The organism is Sphingobium sp. 22B (assembly GCF_001580035.1).
Lineage (GTDB): Bacteria > Pseudomonadota > Alphaproteobacteria > Sphingomonadales > Sphingomonadaceae > Sphingobium > Sphingobium fuliginis.
Genome location: NZ_LTAB01000050.1, coordinates 1 through 16,827, shown reverse-complemented (window position 1 = coordinate 16,827; position 16,827 = coordinate 1). Strand labels below are relative to the sequence as shown.

Annotated in this window: 13 protein-coding genes, 1 tRNA gene and 1 riboswitch; of the genes, 9 read left to right on the top strand and 5 right to left on the bottom strand. The window is 65.5% G+C overall.

Annotation, left to right across the window (positions count from 1 at the left end; genetic code table 11):
* Positions 1–33: 33 nt before the first annotated feature.
* Complete coding sequence (ppc, locus tag A0J57_RS24085) at positions 34–2,733, bottom strand: phosphoenolpyruvate carboxylase (RefSeq protein ID WP_061940667.1); 2,700 nt, start codon at positions 2,731–2,733, stop codon at positions 34–36.
* 138 nt (positions 2,734–2,871) lie between these two features.
* On the opposite strand from ppc, the gene A0J57_RS24080 reads away from it, so the two are divergent.
* Both A0J57_RS24080 and A0J57_RS24075 read left to right on the top strand, forming a co-directional pair.
* Positions 2,872–4,326, top strand: coding sequence for an ATP-binding protein (locus A0J57_RS24080; RefSeq protein ID WP_061940669.1), 1,455 nt, complete (start codon positions 2,872–2,874; stop codon positions 4,324–4,326).
* Entirely contained in the window at positions 4,323–4,790 is a 468-nt protein-coding gene (locus tag A0J57_RS24075) for a low molecular weight protein-tyrosine-phosphatase (protein WP_061940660.1), read from the top strand. Before A0J57_RS24080 ends, A0J57_RS24075 begins: the two co-directional genes overlap by 4 nt.
* A gap of 132 nt (positions 4,791–4,922) precedes the next feature.
* On the opposite strand, the gene A0J57_RS24070 is transcribed toward A0J57_RS24075, so the two are convergent.
* Both A0J57_RS24070 and A0J57_RS24065 read right to left on the bottom strand, forming a co-directional pair.
* Positions 4,923–5,708, bottom strand: a complete 786-nt coding sequence (locus A0J57_RS24070; protein ID WP_044660384.1) for a S1/P1 nuclease — start codon at positions 5,706–5,708, stop codon at positions 4,923–4,925.
* A 645-nt stretch (positions 5,709–6,353) separates the two neighbouring features.
* Positions 6,354–6,428, bottom strand: a tRNA-Gly gene (locus A0J57_RS24065).
* Positions 6,429–6,686: 258 nt separating this feature from the next.
* Here A0J57_RS24065 and paoA point away from each other — a divergent pair.
* The 6 genes from paoA to A0J57_RS26205 all read left to right on the top strand — a co-directional run bounded on the left by paoA (position 6,687) and on the right by A0J57_RS26205 (position 13,041).
* Entirely contained in the window at positions 6,687–7,337 is a 651-nt protein-coding gene (gene paoA, locus A0J57_RS24060; protein ID WP_061940663.1) for an aldehyde dehydrogenase iron-sulfur subunit PaoA, read from the top strand.
* Positions 7,334–8,284 (top strand): FAD binding domain-containing protein, encoded by a 951-nt coding sequence (locus A0J57_RS24055; RefSeq protein WP_061940656.1) that lies wholly within the window; start codon positions 7,334–7,336, stop codon positions 8,282–8,284. Before paoA ends, A0J57_RS24055 begins: the two co-directional genes overlap by 4 nt.
* 3 nt (positions 8,285–8,287) lie before the next feature.
* On the top strand, positions 8,288–10,504 hold the full coding sequence (gene paoC, locus A0J57_RS24050; RefSeq protein ID WP_061940653.1) for an aldehyde oxidoreductase molybdenum-binding subunit PaoC: 2,217 nt from the start codon (positions 8,288–8,290) through the stop codon (positions 10,502–10,504).
* 52 nt (positions 10,505–10,556) lie between these two features.
* Positions 10,557–12,560: a TonB-dependent siderophore receptor gene (locus A0J57_RS24045; protein WP_061940651.1), complete on the top strand. Its 2,004-nt coding sequence runs from the start codon at positions 10,557–10,559 to the stop codon at positions 12,558–12,560.
* A gap of 143 nt (positions 12,561–12,703) precedes the next feature.
* A complete protein-coding gene (locus A0J57_RS27380) occupies positions 12,704–12,901 on the top strand; it encodes a transposase (RefSeq protein WP_369118717.1) in 198 nt (65 codons plus the stop codon).
* Positions 12,844–13,041: a hypothetical protein gene (locus A0J57_RS26205; RefSeq protein ID WP_153017893.1), complete on the top strand. Its 198-nt coding sequence runs from the start codon at positions 12,844–12,846 to the stop codon at positions 13,039–13,041. The genes A0J57_RS27380 and A0J57_RS26205 overlap by 58 nt, the downstream gene beginning before the upstream one ends.
* Positions 13,042–13,659: 618 nt before the next feature.
* Here the strand turns inward: A0J57_RS26205 and thiC are convergent.
* Positions 13,660–15,519, bottom strand: coding sequence for a phosphomethylpyrimidine synthase ThiC (gene thiC, locus A0J57_RS24035; RefSeq protein WP_061940648.1), 1,860 nt, complete (start codon positions 15,517–15,519; stop codon positions 13,660–13,662).
* An 11-nt stretch (positions 15,520–15,530) separates the two neighbouring features.
* Positions 15,531–15,938 (bottom strand): DUF2065 family protein, encoded by a 408-nt coding sequence (locus tag A0J57_RS24030; RefSeq protein WP_044660391.1) that lies wholly within the window; start codon positions 15,936–15,938, stop codon positions 15,531–15,533.
* A gap of 55 nt (positions 15,939–15,993) precedes the next feature.
* Positions 15,994–16,104, bottom strand: a riboswitch (TPP riboswitch).
* An 83-nt stretch (positions 16,105–16,187) separates the two neighbouring features.
* Between A0J57_RS24030 and A0J57_RS24025 the strand changes: the two genes are divergently transcribed.
* The gene (locus A0J57_RS24025) at positions 16,188–16,484 is read left to right on the top strand and encodes a hypothetical protein (RefSeq protein WP_061940646.1); all 297 of its coding nucleotides are present in this window, start codon (positions 16,188–16,190) and stop codon (positions 16,482–16,484) included.
* The last annotated feature ends 343 nt before the right edge of the window (positions 16,485–16,827 follow it).

Genomic DNA, 16,827 nt, shown 5'->3' with positions numbered 1-16,827 from the left:
GCCTGCGGGAGGGGGAATGGCAGGAATCCACCCCTATCCGCTATTCCTCAGCGCCGTGGCGATCGCGTTGATCGACAATTCTATACCTTCCTTGATGCGCGGGTCGTCCTCGCCGCTGCGGTGGCGCTTCATCAGTTCGACCTGAAGAAGGTTCAGCGGCTCGATATAAGGCAGGCGCAGGCGGATCGACGTGTCGAGCTTGGGATTCTTCTCCAGCAGCCGCGACTGGGCGGTGGCGGCGAGCAAGCCGTCATGGGCCATGTCCCAACCATCGCGGATGCGGTCGAAAATCTCCGCGCCCCGCGCCTGATCCTCGACCAGCGGCAGATAGTGAGCAGCGATACCCAGATCGGACTTGGCCAGCACCATCTCCAGATTGGCGAGCGCCGATTGCAGGAAGGACCAGTGCTGCGCCATGTCGGCCAGCAGCGCCTTGTCCTCAAAGGCGGAAAGCGCGTGGCCGACTCCATACCAGCCCGGCAGCATCACCCGCGCCTGCGCCCAGCTGAACACCCAGGGGATGGCGCGCAAATCCTCGATCCGGGTGCTCTTGGTGCGGCTGGCCGGACGGGAGCCGATCTTGAGCCCGGAGATTTCCTGGATCGGGGTCAATTGCCGGAAGAATTCCTTGAAGCCCTCAGTACCATAAACCAGATCGCGATAGGCGGCGAAGGCGGTCTTCGACAGTTGGTCCATGGCGGCGGCGAAGCGGGCGGCATCGCGATCGGACAGGACTTCGGGTTCCAGGCTGGCGAGCAGGGTCGCGCTGGTCATCGCTTCCAAATTGGTCATGGCGACGTCGCGGGTGCCGAATTTGGCGGCGATCACCTCCCCCTGTTCGGTGATGCGGATGCGACCCTGTACCGTGCCCTTGGGCTGCGCCTGTATCGCCGCGAAGGAGGAGCCGCCGCCACGCCCGACCGCGCCGCCGCGGCCATGGAATAGCTGCATCGCCGTGCCCGCTTCGGCAAAGACGGGGCCCAACGCCTTGCTCGCCTGGAACAGCCCCCAGGTGGAGGTGATGTAGCCGCCGTCCTTGTTGCTGTCGGAATAGCCGATCATCACTTCCTGATGGCCGCGTTCCCGCACCACGCCGGCTATTTCGGGGAGGCCGAAATAGGCGGCCATGATCTTGGGCGCGGCCTCGAGGTCCGCGATGGTTTCGAACAGCGGCACGGCCATGATCGCGGCCTGCGGCGGCGCGCCCTCCGTGCCCGCGCGCCACAGGCCCGCTTCCTTGAGGATGATGTTCACCTCGAGCAGGTCGGAAACGCTCTCCGCCTTGGAGATGATATAATGGGTGATGCATTGCGGGCCGTAGATGCGATGCGCCTCCGCCGCCGAATGGACGATAGCGAGTTCGGACGCGGTCTGTTCCGAATATTCGAAAAAGGCCGTGCCCAGCGGCCGGTTGTTCGCCAGTTCCCGCCGGAGCAGGGCGATGCGGGCATATTCGTCGAGGCCGGCATAATCCGCCTCGACCCCCGCGACTTTCAGCAGTTCGGCCACCACGCTCTGATGGACATCGCTGTTCTGCCGCATGTCGAGCGTGGCGAGATGGAAGCCGAAGGTTTCGACCGCGCGGATCAGGCGGCCAAGCGCGCCGCCGGTCGCCAGAGCGCCATTGCCTTCGCTCGCCAGCCCCTGCGCGACCGTCACCAGGTCGCGGCGCAGGTCGGCGGGGCTGGCATAGGGTTCGCCCTTGAGCGCCGAGGGGCGGGACGGCGCCTTGCCGACCAGCGACCGGTAGGTGGCGGCCAGACGGGCATAGATGCCGGAAATCGCCCGGCGATAGGGCTCGTCCTGACGGCTGGGCGAGACGTCGCCGCTGGCGTCGGCCAGGTCCAGAACGGCCTGCGACACATCGGCCAGTTCGGTCGAGAGCGACAGTTCCGCGCCAAGGGCGTGGAGCGCATCCATATAAAAGCCCAGCGCAGCCTCGCAGCCCCTGGCGAGCGCGAGCCGAAGCTGCGGCGCCTGAACGAAGGGATTGCCGTCGCGGTCGCCGCCGATCCAGTTGCCGACGCGCAGGAAACTCTGCGGGCGGGCGCCCAGCACCCGTTCCCATCGCGCGTAGAGGGCGGGCAGCACGGGCAGGAAAACGTCGCGGAAATAAGCGAGGACATTCTCGATCTCGTCCGCGACGAACAGCTTTTCCCGGCGCAGCGGCCGCGTCTGCCACAGCAGCGCGATCTGGCGGAAGATCGCCTCGTCCAGATTCTCGCCCTCATCGGTTTCCGTCCGGCCGCCGTCCTTGAGCAGCATCAGGTCCGCGATGCGGTTCTTGTGGTCGATCATGCTCTTGCGCCGCACCTCGGTCGGGTGAGCGGTCAGGACCGGCACGATCAGGGCATGGGACAGCAGGTCGAGCACCGCCTCGCGCTCTATTCCATGGGACCGCAGCTTTTCGACGGCGGAGGCGACGTCGGCGCCCGGCTCGGCAGCGACGCCCTGGCGGTCCTCGGCCAGATTGGCCAGCATCGAGAAGAGCATGAAGCCGCGCACGAAACTCAGCGTGTCGTCGAGGCTCAGCGCGTCGAGTCCGGTGTCGACCACGTCCGCGCCGTGCAGGCCGCGCGCCCGATCGACCGAGGCGGAGCGGATATATTCGGTCTGCTTGTAGATTTTCTCCCCGCCATAGGCGCGGATGACGTCGCCCAACAAACGACCGAGAAAGCGGATGTCCGGGTTCTGCGTGATCGCAGGAGCGGGAGAGGATGCAAGAGTCGCCATGATGGATCGATGCTGCATCGCAACAATGGGATGGTCAAGGGAATCCGCATCACGCAACGTGATCCCGCGAGGGCAGGAGGACGGCATCCTTATTCTGTGCACTTGCGCGAAGCCCCCGCCATGGGCCAAAGGAAATCCGTGACCGCCAGCATCAGCATAGGAAATGACAGCAACGGCAATGCCGTTTTGGTCGATGTCGAGGAATTGCTTGCCACCCGTCTGCTCGTCCAGGGCAATTCAGGGTCCGGCAAGTCGCATCTGCTGCGCCGCCTGCTGGAGGAAAGCGCCGCGCTGGTCCAGCAGGTCGTGATCGATCCGGAGGGCGATTTCGTCACGCTGGCGGATGAATATGGCCATGTGGTGATCGACGCGGGCGACTATAATGAGCGCGAGATCGTCAAGATGGCGATGCGCATACGCGAGCATCGCGCATCCGTGGTGCTCAGTCTGGAATCGCTGGAGCTGGAGGCGCAGATGAAATGCGCCGCGACTTTCCTGTCGACGCTGTTCGATGCGCCGCGCGACCACTGGTATCCCGCGCTGGTGGTGGTGGACGAGGCGCAGATGTTCGCCCCCGTGGCGGCGGGCGATGTGTCGGACGAGGCGCGGCGGCTTTCGCTGGCGGCCATGACGAACCTGATGTGCCGGGGGCGCAAGCGCGGCCTGGCGGGCGTGATCGCGACGCAGCGGCTGGCGAAGCTCGCCAAAAATGTCGCGGCCGAGGCATCGAACTTCCTGATGGGGCGCACCTTCCTCGACATCGACATGGCGCGGGCGGCGGACCTTTTGGGCATGGAGCGGCGGCAGGCGGAGCAGATCCGCGACCTGGAGCGCGGCCGCTTTCTGGCCCTGGGCCCGGCCATCTGTCGACGGCCGGTGGCGGTGAAGATCGGGTCGGTGAAGACCAGCACGCGCGGCGGCACGCACAAGCTGATGCCGCCGCCTGTCGCCGCGACGGAGGATTTGCAGGAATTGCTGTTCGCGGGCGCGGGCGAGGAAGAGGCGCTGCCCCCGCCTCCACCCCGCGCCGAGCCGCCGGCCTTGCCTGCGGAGGAGTTGATGCGCGCGCTTGCCGCCGCGCCTTCGGCCAAGCCCGCCGCGCCGGAACTGGACTTTGGCCAGAACGAGCCGGTGGTGATCGCCGTGCTGGAGGAGATCGTGGCGGACCTGGGGGAGGCGCAGCCCAGCGTGTCGACGCTCTATCAGGATTTCGGCGTCCGCTGCCGGATGAAGGGACTGCGCCAGCCGCCGCTCGACCTGCCCGCTTTCCGCAAGCGATTCGCCATGGCGCAGGCGGGCATGTTCGATGCCGCCGACCCGCGCTGGGCGGATGCGATGAAGGCCGCCAAACCTGTGCCGGAGGATATGCTCGCTCCCTTCCTGCTGATTGCGCGGGCGGCGATGCAGGGGCTGCCCTGCCCCGACGATGTGGCGCTGGCGCGCGCCTATGGCACCAGTTCGCCGGGGCGCGTGCGGCGGTTGATCGATTATATGGAAAAGCTGGGCGTGATCGTGGCGCGCACCGATTTCGGCGGGCGGCGGTCGATCGGCGTGCCGCAACTGGGCCTGAGCACGGCGGCGGCCGAGGGATGAGCGCTTCGGTCCTGTTCGTGTGCCTGGGGAATATCTGCCGATCGCCGCTGGCCGAGGCCGCGTTGCGTGCGGAGGCGGAGCGGGCGGGCCTTTCGGTGACGGTGGATTCGGCGGGTACCGGCGACTGGCATGTCGGATCGCCGCCGGACCGGCGCGCCCAGGCGGTGGCGCTGCGGCATGGGATCGACATTTCCGGCTACAGTGGGCGGCAGGTGACGGCGGGGGATTTCCGGCGGTTCGACCATGTCTTCGCGCTGGATGCGGAAAATTTGAAGAATCTGCGGCGGATTCAGCCTTCGGACGGGACGGCGGACGTGCGGCTGCTGATGGATTTGGTGCCAGGGCGCGAGGGGAGCAGCGTGACCGATCCCTATTTCGGGGACGATGCCGGCTTCGACATGACCTGGGACGACGTCACGCGGGCCGCGCGCGCCATCGTGGAGCGGCTGCGGGAGCGGGGGTAGAGCGGTCGCAGGAGAGCGCTGCGCTTCAATTCGATCCTGAAACCCGGAGCATTTTTCACATTGAGCGGAAAACCCCTGTTTTTCGCGACCGCCATTCCGAGTCGTCGACCATGAACGGACTGTCGACCGGTCCTAGGGCTGCCGGGGCGAATCGAAAATCGCGTTCAGGCAGGCGGCGATGCGGACACCTGCCCGCCGCAACCGGTCGTCCAGCTCGGCGCGATGCCGATAGGCATAGTCCCAGGACAGGTTCGGGTCCGCCGGATAGACGGTCTTGCGCAGCGCGATGCTTTCGCGGGTCCAGATGTCCGGATCACACAGGCTCCAGGCAATCGTCTGTTCCGGCGTGATCGACCGCGACAGCCAGTCCGCATATTCGGAATAGGACAGGGCGCGCTGGTCGATCAGGCCGGAATCCCAGACCGAATGCAGGTTGCTCTGCGCGCCGAAGAAAGTGACCTTCACATCATTGCCGCCCCGGTCGTCACCACCGCCGACATGCAGCGGCTGATGCAGGTCGCCAATGATGTGAACGACGAAGCGCAGCGCCATGCGGCGGTCGTCCAGCGACGCCTTGGGATCGCGAAGCGTCGCCGTAAAGCGGGTCAGCGCCGTCATCGCGTCCCCCTCCTTCGGCGCGTCCGCGGCGGTGTAACGATCGCCCTCCCTCACCGTGACATAATGCCAGGGGCTGGCCGTCTTGCGCCAATATTCGGCAGGGTCGGACCGCATGTCGTCCGGCCAGGTCGCCGCTTCGGCCAGATCTTCCGACCCCAGCAGCAGGCGGACCTGGGCGCGTGCAGCGCCACTCAGGTTGCGGTCGGCTATGGCGCCGGTGACGCGATGGCCGATCGGTCCCCAGGCCTGGGCGGGCGCAGCGGCGAGAAACGGCAGGGCGAGGAGAAGGGCAAAGCGCATGAGGACCTCATACAGCTTTGCCCCGGCGGAACCAGCAGGCTTTTTCAAAGGGTTGCCCTAGGCTGCGTTGACAAAGTGATCTGCCCCTACTGAGTGGACCGATAGGTTTGTTGGTGGATTAAGCTCATCGCCGCCATATCCGGACGGAGGTGGAGCGAAGCGGAACCGGAGACCTGACGCTGGACAAGTTGATCCGTCAGGAAGCTGCCAAGGGAAACTATACAAAAGTCATTTCAGAACATCGGCTCGCCACTGTTCTCGACCCTTATACAGAGACTCACATAGCTGCTGCCGACAGCTACTTGTCGGCTAAATGCTATCCCGAAGCAGATCGTCTTTACCGCCTGACATTACAACGCTTCGGGGGAAGTCGCCGGGAAAGCACGCGGCAACGTGCAATGGTTGGCATCTCGGATGTACAAGCGAGAAAGCCCTGATGCGGATCATCAGGTCGATGAAGAAGGAGGCTTAAAAGAGAGTCTCATTGAAGCGCACGTTCCAATGAAAGGACCAACGCGAGCGACGCAATTAATAGCAGAGAATGGCGCGCCTAACCACGCGCCATTTACCCGGTCAATCTATGGAGATTGAGTGGGGTGTGATTTTCGATTTTTGGCTGTTCTGCCCTGAAAAGGGCAGGAAATCTGGAGCGGGCGAAGGGATTCGAACCCTCGACCCCAACCTTGGCAAGGTTGTGCTCTACCCCTGAGCTACGCCCGCTCTGGCGGCCGGAGGAAGTGTCCCTCTCGGCGGGTGGGGGGCAACTAGCAGCGGCTTCCCACCTCGGCAAGGGAGAATCTGCATAAAATCATTTTTTTCCGATCCCGCCGGATTTCCCCGCCCGATAGTGGCTTTTCCCACCTTGCGGCTTGGCCTCGCGTGGCCATATGCTACTATTCTGCCTGTCAAATCAGTGAGCAACGACCGAATATGATCGCCCTTCGCTTCCTATGGCGGGGGCAGGAGGAGGAGCATCGCATGCCAGAACCGTTGACGCGCCGGGGCCTGCTTCAGGGCAGCGCCGCCGCCGCCGCCGCCATTCCCGTGCTGGGCGACGCGCAGGCCGCTGCTCCCGCCCGCCCGCAACGCCAGAAGGAGCAGGCCCAGATGAGCGCCGTAGGATTGACCGTGAACGGCCGGGAAGTGCATCTGCAACTCGACCCCCGCACCACCCTGCTCGACGCATTGCGCGAGCATCTGCACCTGACCGGCACCAAGAAGGGCTGCGACCATGGCCAGTGCGGCGCCTGCACGGTGATCGTGGAGGGGCGGCGGATCAACAGCTGCCTCACCCTCGCCGTCATGCATGAGGGCGATCATGTGACCACCATCGAGGGGCTCGGCACGCCGGAAAAGCTCCACCCGATGCAGCGCGCCTTCATCACCCATGACGGCTATCAATGCGGCTATTGCACGCCCGGCCAGATCTGTTCGGCGGTGGCGGTGCTGGAGGAGATCGAGGCGGGCATCCCCAGCCACGCCACGGAGGACCTCCACCGCGTGGCCTTTTCCGAGGGCGAGGTGCGCGAGCGGATGAGCGGCAATATCTGCCGTTGCGCCGCCTATCCCAACATCGTTGCGGCGATCCGCGAAGTCGCCGGCCATGGAACTGCGGAGGACAAGGCATGAGGCCCTTCACCTACAGCCGCGCCGCCAGCGTCGAGGAAGCGGCGAAGACGGCCGCCAGCACCCAGGGCGCGCGCTTCATCGCGGGCGGCACCAATCTGCTCGACCTCATGAAGCTCCAGATCGAGACGCCGACCCATCTGATCGACGTCAATCATCTGGGCCTCGACCGCATCGAGCCGACAGCGGAAGGCGGCCTCAGGATCGGGGCGCTGGTCCGCAACACCGATCTGGCCGCCGACAAGGCCGTCCGCCGCGATTATGCGGTGCTCAGCCGCGCGCTGCTGGCGGGTGCTTCGGGTCAGCTTCGCAACAAGGCGACGACCGGAGGCAACCTGCTCCAGCGCACCCGCTGCCCCTATTTCTACGACACGCGCATGCCCTGCAACAAGCGCAAGCCCGGCAGCGGCTGCGGCGCGCTCAAGGGGATGAGCCGCAGCCTGGCGATCCTGGGCACCAGCGACGCCTGCATCGCTCAGCACCCCTCCGACATGGCGGTGGCGCTGCGCCTGCTCGATGCGCAGGTCGATACGGTGGGCGCCGATGGCGGCCGTCGCTCCATCCCGATCGCGGATTTCCACCTGCTGCCGGGCGAGACGCCGCATATCGAAAATGCGCTGAAGCCCGGCGAACTCATCACCTCCGTCACCTTGCCAAAGCCTCTGGGCGGCACCCATGTCTATCGCAAGGTGCGCGACCGCGCCTCCTATGCCTTTGCGCTGGTGTCCGTCGCGGCGGTGTTTGAGAAGGACGGCCGGGCGCGCTTCGCCTTCGGGGGCATAGGGGCCAAGCCCTGGCGTACCGATGCCGCAGATGCCGCCGCCCCGTCCGGCGCGGCGGCCGTGGCGGAGGCGGCGCTCAGCGGGGCGCGGCCCACCGCGCATAATGCGTTCAAGCAGCAACTGACCGCCCGCACCCTTGCCTCGCTCTACCGTCAGAAGGGGGCCTGAGCCATGAAGTTCGACACGCCAGCCACCACCAACCCGATCGACCGGGGCCGCGTCATCGGCATTCCCCATGACCGCATCGACGGCGCCGCGAAAGTCACCGGCACCGCGCCCTACGCCTATGAACGGCACGATGCCGCGCCCAACGCCGCCTATGGCTGGATCGTCGGGTCGGCCATCGCCAAGGGGCGGATCAGCGCCATGGACCTGCGGGTCGCCGAAGCCGCGCCCGGCGTGCTGGGCATCGTCACCCACCAGAATGCGGGGCCGCTCGGCAAGGGCAATATGAACACCGCCCATCTGCTGGGCGGCCCGCAGATCGAACATTATGAGCAGGCAGTGGCGCTGGTCATCGCGGATACGCTGGAAAATGCGCGCGACGCCGCCCGGCTCGTCCGCATCGATTATGCGCCGGATCAGGGCCGTTTCGATCTGGCGGCGGAGCGCGACAAGGGCGTTCCGCCCGAAGGCGGCTTCGGCGGCCCTGCTGATACCAAAGCGGGCGATTTCGAAGCCGGTTTCGCCAGGGCGGCGGTGAAGATCGACCAGCACTACACCACGCCCGACCAGAGCCATGCGATGATGGAGCCGCACGCGACCATCGCCGCCTGGAATGGCGACAAACTCACGCTCTGGACCTCTAACCAGATGATCGCCTGGAGCGTGGGCGAAATGGCGGCGACGCTGAAGATTCCGAAGGAGAATATCCGCCTCGTCTCACCCTATATCGGTGGCGGTTTCGGCGCGAAGCTGTTCCTGCGCGCTGATGCGCTGCTGGCGGCGCTGGGCGCGCGCATGGTCGGCCGCCCGGTGAAGGTCGCGATCGCCCGGCCGCAAATCCCCAACAACACCACTCACCGCCCCGCCACCATCCAGCGCATCCGCATCGGCGCCGACAGGCAGGGCGTGATCGACGCCATCGCGCATGAGGTCTGGTCGGGCGACCTGCCCGGCGGCGGCGCGGAAACGGCGGCGCAGCAGACGCGCCTGCTCTATCGCGGTCCCAATCGGCTGACGACGCATCGCCTGTCGACGCTGGACCTGCCGGAAGGCAATGCCATGCGCGCCCCGGGCGAGGCGGTGGGCCTGCTGGCGCTGGAAGTCGCGATGGACGAGCTGGCCGAGGCCTGCGGCGTCGATCCGGTCGAACTGCGCATCCGCAACGATGTGCAATATGATCCGGAAGCCGGGCCGCAGCGCCCCTTTTCCAGCCGCAAGCTGGTCGAATGCCTGCGCGAGGGCGCGGAACGCTTCGGCTGGAACCGCCGCAACCCGAAGCCGGGTCAGGTGCGCGATGGCCGCTGGCTGGTCGGCATGGGCGTCGCCTCCGCCTTCCGCAACAATCTGGTCACGAAGTCGGGTGCGCGCATCGGCGTCGATGCCAAGGGGCATGTGACGGTCGAAACCGACATGACCGACATCGGCACCGGCAGCTACACGATCATCGGCCAGACGGCGGCGGAAATGCTGGGCGTGCCGCTGGACGCCGTGACCGTGCGGCTGGGCGACAGCCGCTTTCCCGCGTCGTCCGGCTCGGGCGGCCAGTGGGGCGGGAACAGCTCAACCGCGGGCGTCTATGCCGCCGCCATGGCCCTGCGCGCCAGACTGGCCGAAAAGGCGGGCTTCCCGGCGGACAAGGCGCTGTTCGAGGATGGTCTGGTGCGCCTCGGCAACCAGTCCCAGCCGCTAGGGACGCTGGCGGGGCGCGAGGGCCTTTGGGCAGAGGACAGCATGGACTATGGCGACCTCACCAAACGCTATGCGCAAGCCACGTTCGGCGCGCATTTCTGCGAGGTCGGCGTCGACATCGACACCGCCGAAGTCCGCGTCCGCCGCATGGGCGGGGCCTTTGCCGCCGGGCGCATCCTCAACCCCAAATCGGCGCGCAGCCAAGTGATCGGCGCGATGACCATGGGCGTGGGCGCGGCGTTGATGGAGGAACTGAGCGTCGACACGCGGTTCGGCTTCTTCGTCAACCACGACATGGCCGAATATCTGGTGCCGGTGCATGCCGACATCCCGCATCAGGACGTGCTGTTCATCGATGAACTGGACGACAAAAGCTCGCCCATGAAGGCCAAGGGCGTCGGTGAACTGGGCATTTGCGGGGCTGGCGCGGCGGTCGCCAACGCGATCTACAACGCCACGGGCGTGCGCCTGCGCGACTATCCGCTGACGATCGACAAGATTCTGGCGGCGTCAACCGGAAAAAGGGTCGCTTGAACTTCCTGCGCGGCGCCCCTAGTCCCTCTCCCAAAGAGAGGAAAGGGCGCCGATGAAATATCTTTCGCTGTCACTGGTTCTGGCCGCAATTCCGACGGTTGCGGCCGCCGGGACGGAGGCGTCCGACACGGACCGCATCGTCGTGACGGGGGAGGGGCTTTCCCTGCCGCCGGGGACGCCGGCCTATGGGTCGGTGATCATCGACCGGGACCGGCTGACCAACAGCGCTTCCGGCCGGATCGAGAGCGTGCTGGGCGATGTGGCGGGATTCCAGCAGTTCCGCCGTTCCGACAGCCGGTCCGCCAATCCTTCGGCCCAGGGAGCGACATTGCGTGCCTTGGGCGGCAACGCTTCCAGCCGGACGCTGGTGCTGCTCGACGGCGTGCCGATGGCCGATCCCTTTTTCGGCTATATCCCCTTCAGCGCGCTGGTGCCCGACCGCCTGTCGGTGGTGCGGGTGACGCGCGGCGGCGGCATTGGGGCCTTCGGTGCGGGCGCGGTGGCCGGGACCATCGAACTCGCCAGCGCGACGCGGGATCAGCTTCCGACCTTCGGCGCCAGCGCCTTCTACGGCAGCAAGGATGCGACCGAACTGACCGCCAGCCTGACGCCGGATCTGGGCGGCGGCTATGTCTCGCTTTCGGGTCGCTGGGACCGGGGCGACGGCTTCCAGACCACGCCCAGGGACCAGCGCGTCGCCGCGACTTCGCCCGCCGCCTATGACGGCTGGTCGACCAATTTGCGGGCCGTCGCGCCCCTGTCCGCCACATCGGAGATCCAGTTCCGCGGCACCATCTTTCACGACGAGCGCACCCTGCGCTTCAAGGGCGCGGACAGCATGAGCGAAGGGCAGGACGCCAGCATCCGCTTCATATCCCGCGGTGCATGGCAGGTCGATGCGCTGGCCTATATCCAGGCGCGCAACTTCTCCAACATCGTGATTTCGGCATCCACCTTCCGCAAGTCGCTCGACCAGCGCAATACGCCCTCGACCGGCATCGGCGGCAAGATCGAGCTGCGCCCACCGGTAGGCCCCGACCATATGCTGCGCATCGGGGCCGACACCCGCTTCGCCACCGGCGACATGTTCGAGGATGGCTATAACGCGAATATAGCGGCCAATCCGGTCACTTCCCGCCGTCATGCCGGCGGCGAGCAGATGACCACCGGCCTCTTTGCCGAGGATGACTGGACGCTGGGCCGGCTGGTCCTGACAGGCGGGGTGCGGGCGGATCGCTGGACGATCAGCAACGGCTTCTATCGCGCCACCGGCACCGGTGCGGCCAACAACAGCTTTGCCGACCGTTCGGACTGGCAGTTCTCCGGAAGGGCGGGCGCTCTATACCGCATCAGCGATGCAGTCGCGCTACGTGGCGCGGCCTATAGCGGTTTCCGCCTGCCGACGCTGAACGAGCTATATCGGCCGTTCGTGGTCTTCCCGATCACGACCCGCGCCAATGCCGCGCTGACGCCCGAAAAGCTGAAGGGCGTGGAGGCGGGCATCGACCTCACGCCCATTCCGGGCCTGACCCTCTCCGCCACCGGCTTCATCAACCGGCTGGACGATGCCATAGCCAATGTCACCCTCACCAATGTCGCCAATACGCGCGAGCGGCAGAATGTCGACCGCATCACCGCCAAGGGGATCGAATTGACCGCCATCGGCCGGGTGGACGACTTCCTGCTTTCGGCATCCTATGCCTATAGCCACAGCACCGTCCATGCGCCGGGCATGGGCTTTGACGGCCTCACCCCCGCGCAGAGCCCCCGTCATGCCGCGAGCGCCACGCTGGCCTGGGAGCCGGAGCAGGGACCGGCGCTTTCCGCGACGCTGCGCTATGTCGGCAAGCAATATGAGGATGACCTCCAGACCGATGTCCTGCCCGACGCGCTGACCGTCGATGCGGTGGCGCGCCTGCCGCTGGGCCATGGCGTTACCCTGGTCGCCCGGGGCGAGAATCTCTTCGATGAGGAGGTGATCACCCGCAACGCCGGAGGGTCCATCGACCTGGGCACCCCCCGGACGCTGTGGATCGGCTTCCGGTTCGCAAGCTAGGCTCATGACCTATTGAATTGCTTGCGGAGATGGCGACTGGTTGATTCAATGGCGGCGTGAGGAGGCGTCGCCTTGAGTGATCTAATCTGGCTTTCGGAGACGCAGATGCGCCGGATTGAGCCATATTTCAGCTGTCGCACGGCGTGCCACGGGTGAGTGATCGTCAGATCATCATCAGCAGCATCTTCGTAATCAGGAACGGCTTGCGATGGTGCGATGCGCCCGTTGATTATGGCCCACCCAAGACAATCTGCAATCGCTTCATCCGATGGAGCCGGCTCGGGTGTTTAACAAGATCTTCTCCGCCCTTTCGGCGAAGGCCGGCAGGCCCGATCAACTGATGATTGATGCCACGCATCTGAAGGCGCATCGGACCGCAGCCAGTCTGCTTGACAAGGCTGATCCCAGACGTATCGGACGCACCAAAGGCGGTCTGAACTCGAAGCTCCATGCCGTGTGCGACGGCAAGGGCAGCCATTGATAATACTGCCGAGCGAGGGGCAGATGAGCGACTACAGGGCCGCCGCTCCTGCCCGTCGCTGCGAGGGCCCGCTTGCCCTTAAGGCCTCCCGGCACGAACTCTCGCAACCGATCCCATTGATCGTCATGAATAACTTCGCCTTCCACGCCAACCTCCGAAAGTCAGTGTGAATCACATCTCCGTGCTATCCTGGATGGCGAACAGGCTTTTTTGAAGCTGTGGCTTGCATTGATCAGCAACGACCACACCGCGTTCGGGCTAAGCTGATAGCCGCTCGGCCTGCTGGATCGCCGGGGAACGCACCATCAATGCGGCCATTCCGAGCCGCAACGGCATCGATTGCTGCTCGCCAGTTAAGGCCCGCCGCTTGTGCCCGCCCATCGGCGCAGACCAGCATTGCTCATATCACGCAGCCGCTGCGACGACTTGGCTGCGTCTGCCACGCACCCGCCGAAGGCCGGCAACTTCCCGGACAGATCGGCCCGTCCAGACCGTCCCCACCCGCTCGCCGACGCCATGAAGCAACGATTTTCCGCGGCTCAAGGACCAAGATCAACCGCGCTGACAAGATAAGCGGGGGCGGTCATTCGGCTCATTCTTGGCTATGTAGAGCTGAACTCAATCATGCTCCCTGTCGCCAGCGCCCATATAGAGTTCGCTGCCCGTTTGCCGGAAGATTTCGCTCATCTCGGCCATGCCTTTTTCGGCGTCCTCCGCCGCGAGGAAGCTGTCGGCGGGCTGGTTCTGCTTGGCGGCGAAGTCGCGCACTTCCTGCGTGATCTTCATCGAGCAGAATTTGGGGCCGCACATGGAGCAGAAATGGGCGGTCTTCGCGCCTTCGGCGGGAAGCGTCTGGTCGTGATATTTCTCGGCCGTGTCGGGATCGAGCGACAGGTTGAACTGGTCGCGCCAGCGGAATTCGAAGCGGGCGCGGCTCAGCGCGTCGTCGCGGACCTTGGCGGCCGGGTGCCCCTTGGCCAGGTCGGCGGCGTGGGCGGCGAGCTTGTAGGTCACGACGCCCACCTTCACGTCGTCGCGGTCGGGTAGGCCCAGATGCTCTTTGGGCGTGACGTAGCAGAGCATCGCCGTGCCGTACCAGCCGATCATCGCCGCGCCGATGCCGCTGGTGATATGGTCGTAACCCGGCGCGATGTCGGTGGTGAGCGGCCCAAGCGTGTAGAAGGGCGCCTCCCCGCAGGCTTCGAGCTGCTTGTCCATATTCTGCTTGATCTTGTGCATCGGCACATGGCCGGGGCCTTCGATCATCACCTGCACATCCTGTTCCCAGGCGCGCTTCGTCAGCTCGCCGAGCGTGTAGAGTTCGGCGAACTGCGCTTCGTCATTGGCGTCGGCGATGGAACCGGGGCGCAGGCCGTCGCCCAGCGAATAGGCGATGTCATAGGCCTTCATGATCTGGGTGATTTCGTCGAAATGTTCGTAGAGGAACGATTCCTTGTGATGGGCGAGACACCATTTCGCCATGATCGATCCGCCGCGCGAGACGATGCCGGTGACGCGCTTGGCCGTCATCGGGATGTAGGGCAGGCGCACGCCCGCATGGATGGTGAAATAGTCGACGCCCTGCTCGGCCTGCTCGATCAGCGTGTCGCGGAAGATGTCCCAGGTCAGTTCCTCGGCAATGCCGCCGACCTTCTCCAGCGCCTGATAGATGGGCACGGTGCCGATCGGGACCGGCGAGTTGCGCATGATCCATTCGCGGGTGTCGTGGATGTTGCGGCCGGTCGACAGGTCCATCACCGTGTCGGCGCCCCAGCGGATCGACCAGACCAGCTTGTCGACTTCGCTCGCCACATCGGAGGCGACGGCGCTGTTGCCGATATTGGCGTTGATCTTCACCAGGAAGTTGCGGCCGATCGCCATCGGCTCCGATTCCGGGTGGTTGATGTTCGACGGGATGATGGCGCGGCCGCGGGCGACCTCCTCCCGGACGAATTCCGGCGTCACATAGTCGGGTATCGACGCGCCCCAGTCCTGCCCGTCGCGGACATATTCGGCGAGGCGGGCGCGGCCCAGATTTTCGCGCTCGGCCACATATTCCATCTCCGGCGTGATGATGCCGCGCCGGGCATAGTGCATCTGGGAGACGTTCGCTCCAGCCTTGGCGCGCAGGGGATGCTTGACCGTGTTGGGAAAGGGCTGAACGCCGCCGCTGCGGTCGGGGCCTTTCAGGCCGTTATCCTCCGGCTGGATTGCGCGGGCGTCATATTCCTCGACATCGCCCCGGCCGATGATCCAGTCCCGGCGCAAAGCGGGAAGGCCCGCCATGATGTCGATGCGGGCATTGGGGTCGGTATAGGGACCAGACGTGTCATAGACGCGGACCGGCGCTTCGCCGCTGCCGGGTTCCAGGTCGATCTCGCGCATGGCGACCTTGAGCGGGCCGACATGGATCTTGCGCGAGCCACGGATGGGTCCGGTGGTGACGCGCATCTCTGTTCGTGCTGGGACGTCTGCCATTTGGGTTCCTTTCAGGCGATGACGGTGGCGCGGCCGGTGAGGCCGGCGAGGAAGAGGAGAATGCCGAGGACGATGCTGAGGATCGCCCAGGCGCGGGTGAAGTTGAGGGACCAGCGACCGATCTTGAGCAGGGGCGCCGGGACCGCGAGCAGCAGCGCCCCCTCGACCAGCGCGACATAGCCGATGGCCGAGACGATGATGGACAGCGGATCGCGCCAGATGCTGTGGATGAGGACGAGCGCCGCGCCGACCGCGAAGACCGGAAAGGCCAGCGCCATCACCAGACCGGGCGAGCGTTCCAGATCGTCCATCATCTGCCGCCAGCGCTGCGGCGCCACGAGGCCCCCTGTGCCGATGACGATCATGTAGAGGCCGATGGCTTCAGCCAGGCGCAGGGTCAGGACGGAAATGCTGTCCATGGCTTGCCGTCCTCCTCTTCGCATCGGGGCGGAGGGCGGGCGCGGGTTGCTGCATGCGAACAAGCCGTTCCCTCCCTACGCCGGTCTTATCCGGATCAGGTTCAGCGGGTCGCGGCCACGTCAGCCGCCTCTCAACCGCCTGTGGACGGTCCCCCGGGGATGCCCCGCATGTAGCCCAAGCGGCGAGCGAACGAAAGCCCCGTTCTGACGCTGGACAGCAGGTCGCCTTTTCCGCTTTAGTGGCCTGCGATGAAGCATCCCGATCTGTCGACGAAGGAAGGGCGCAAGGCGCACCGGCACGAGATGCGCATGATCGCGGTCAGGCCGCGCCGTTGGGGATTATGGCTGCTGACGGCGGGTTTCCTGCTGGTGCTGGCGCCTTCCGCCTTGAACATGCACAGCCTGTTCGGACTTTGGCCGCCGATGCTGGGCGCGATCTGCATCATGCTGGGCGTGCCGCTGCTGGTGGCGAGCGTGGTGTTGAAGCGGCGCTATCTGCGGCAGCGGGTGACCGGACAGGCGATGGTGGGGCGGATCAGGGGGTGAGATTCCGGCGGTTTTCCGCCGAAGTTCACACCATATGCGCGCGCGTGCCCGGGCGCGCGTAGGCATGGGCGCGATGGTTCGGACGTTTTCAAAGAGGGGTGCTGGTTAGGCCGGGCAAGGCGGAATAGGACAGGCTGAAACTGTCCCGGCGCAGGAAATAGGATGGTTTTCGAGGCGGGTGTCGCTTTTGGGTTACGCATGCCGAGTTGAGATACGGACCGGTGATTGCTCGTCTGGTTTCGACCAATCCAAGACATTCCCCTCCCGTAAACGGGAGGGGTTAGGGGTGGGCGCGAGCGTAGCGAGCTTCTGACTTAGCCGTTGCAAAACAGCGCAGATGCCG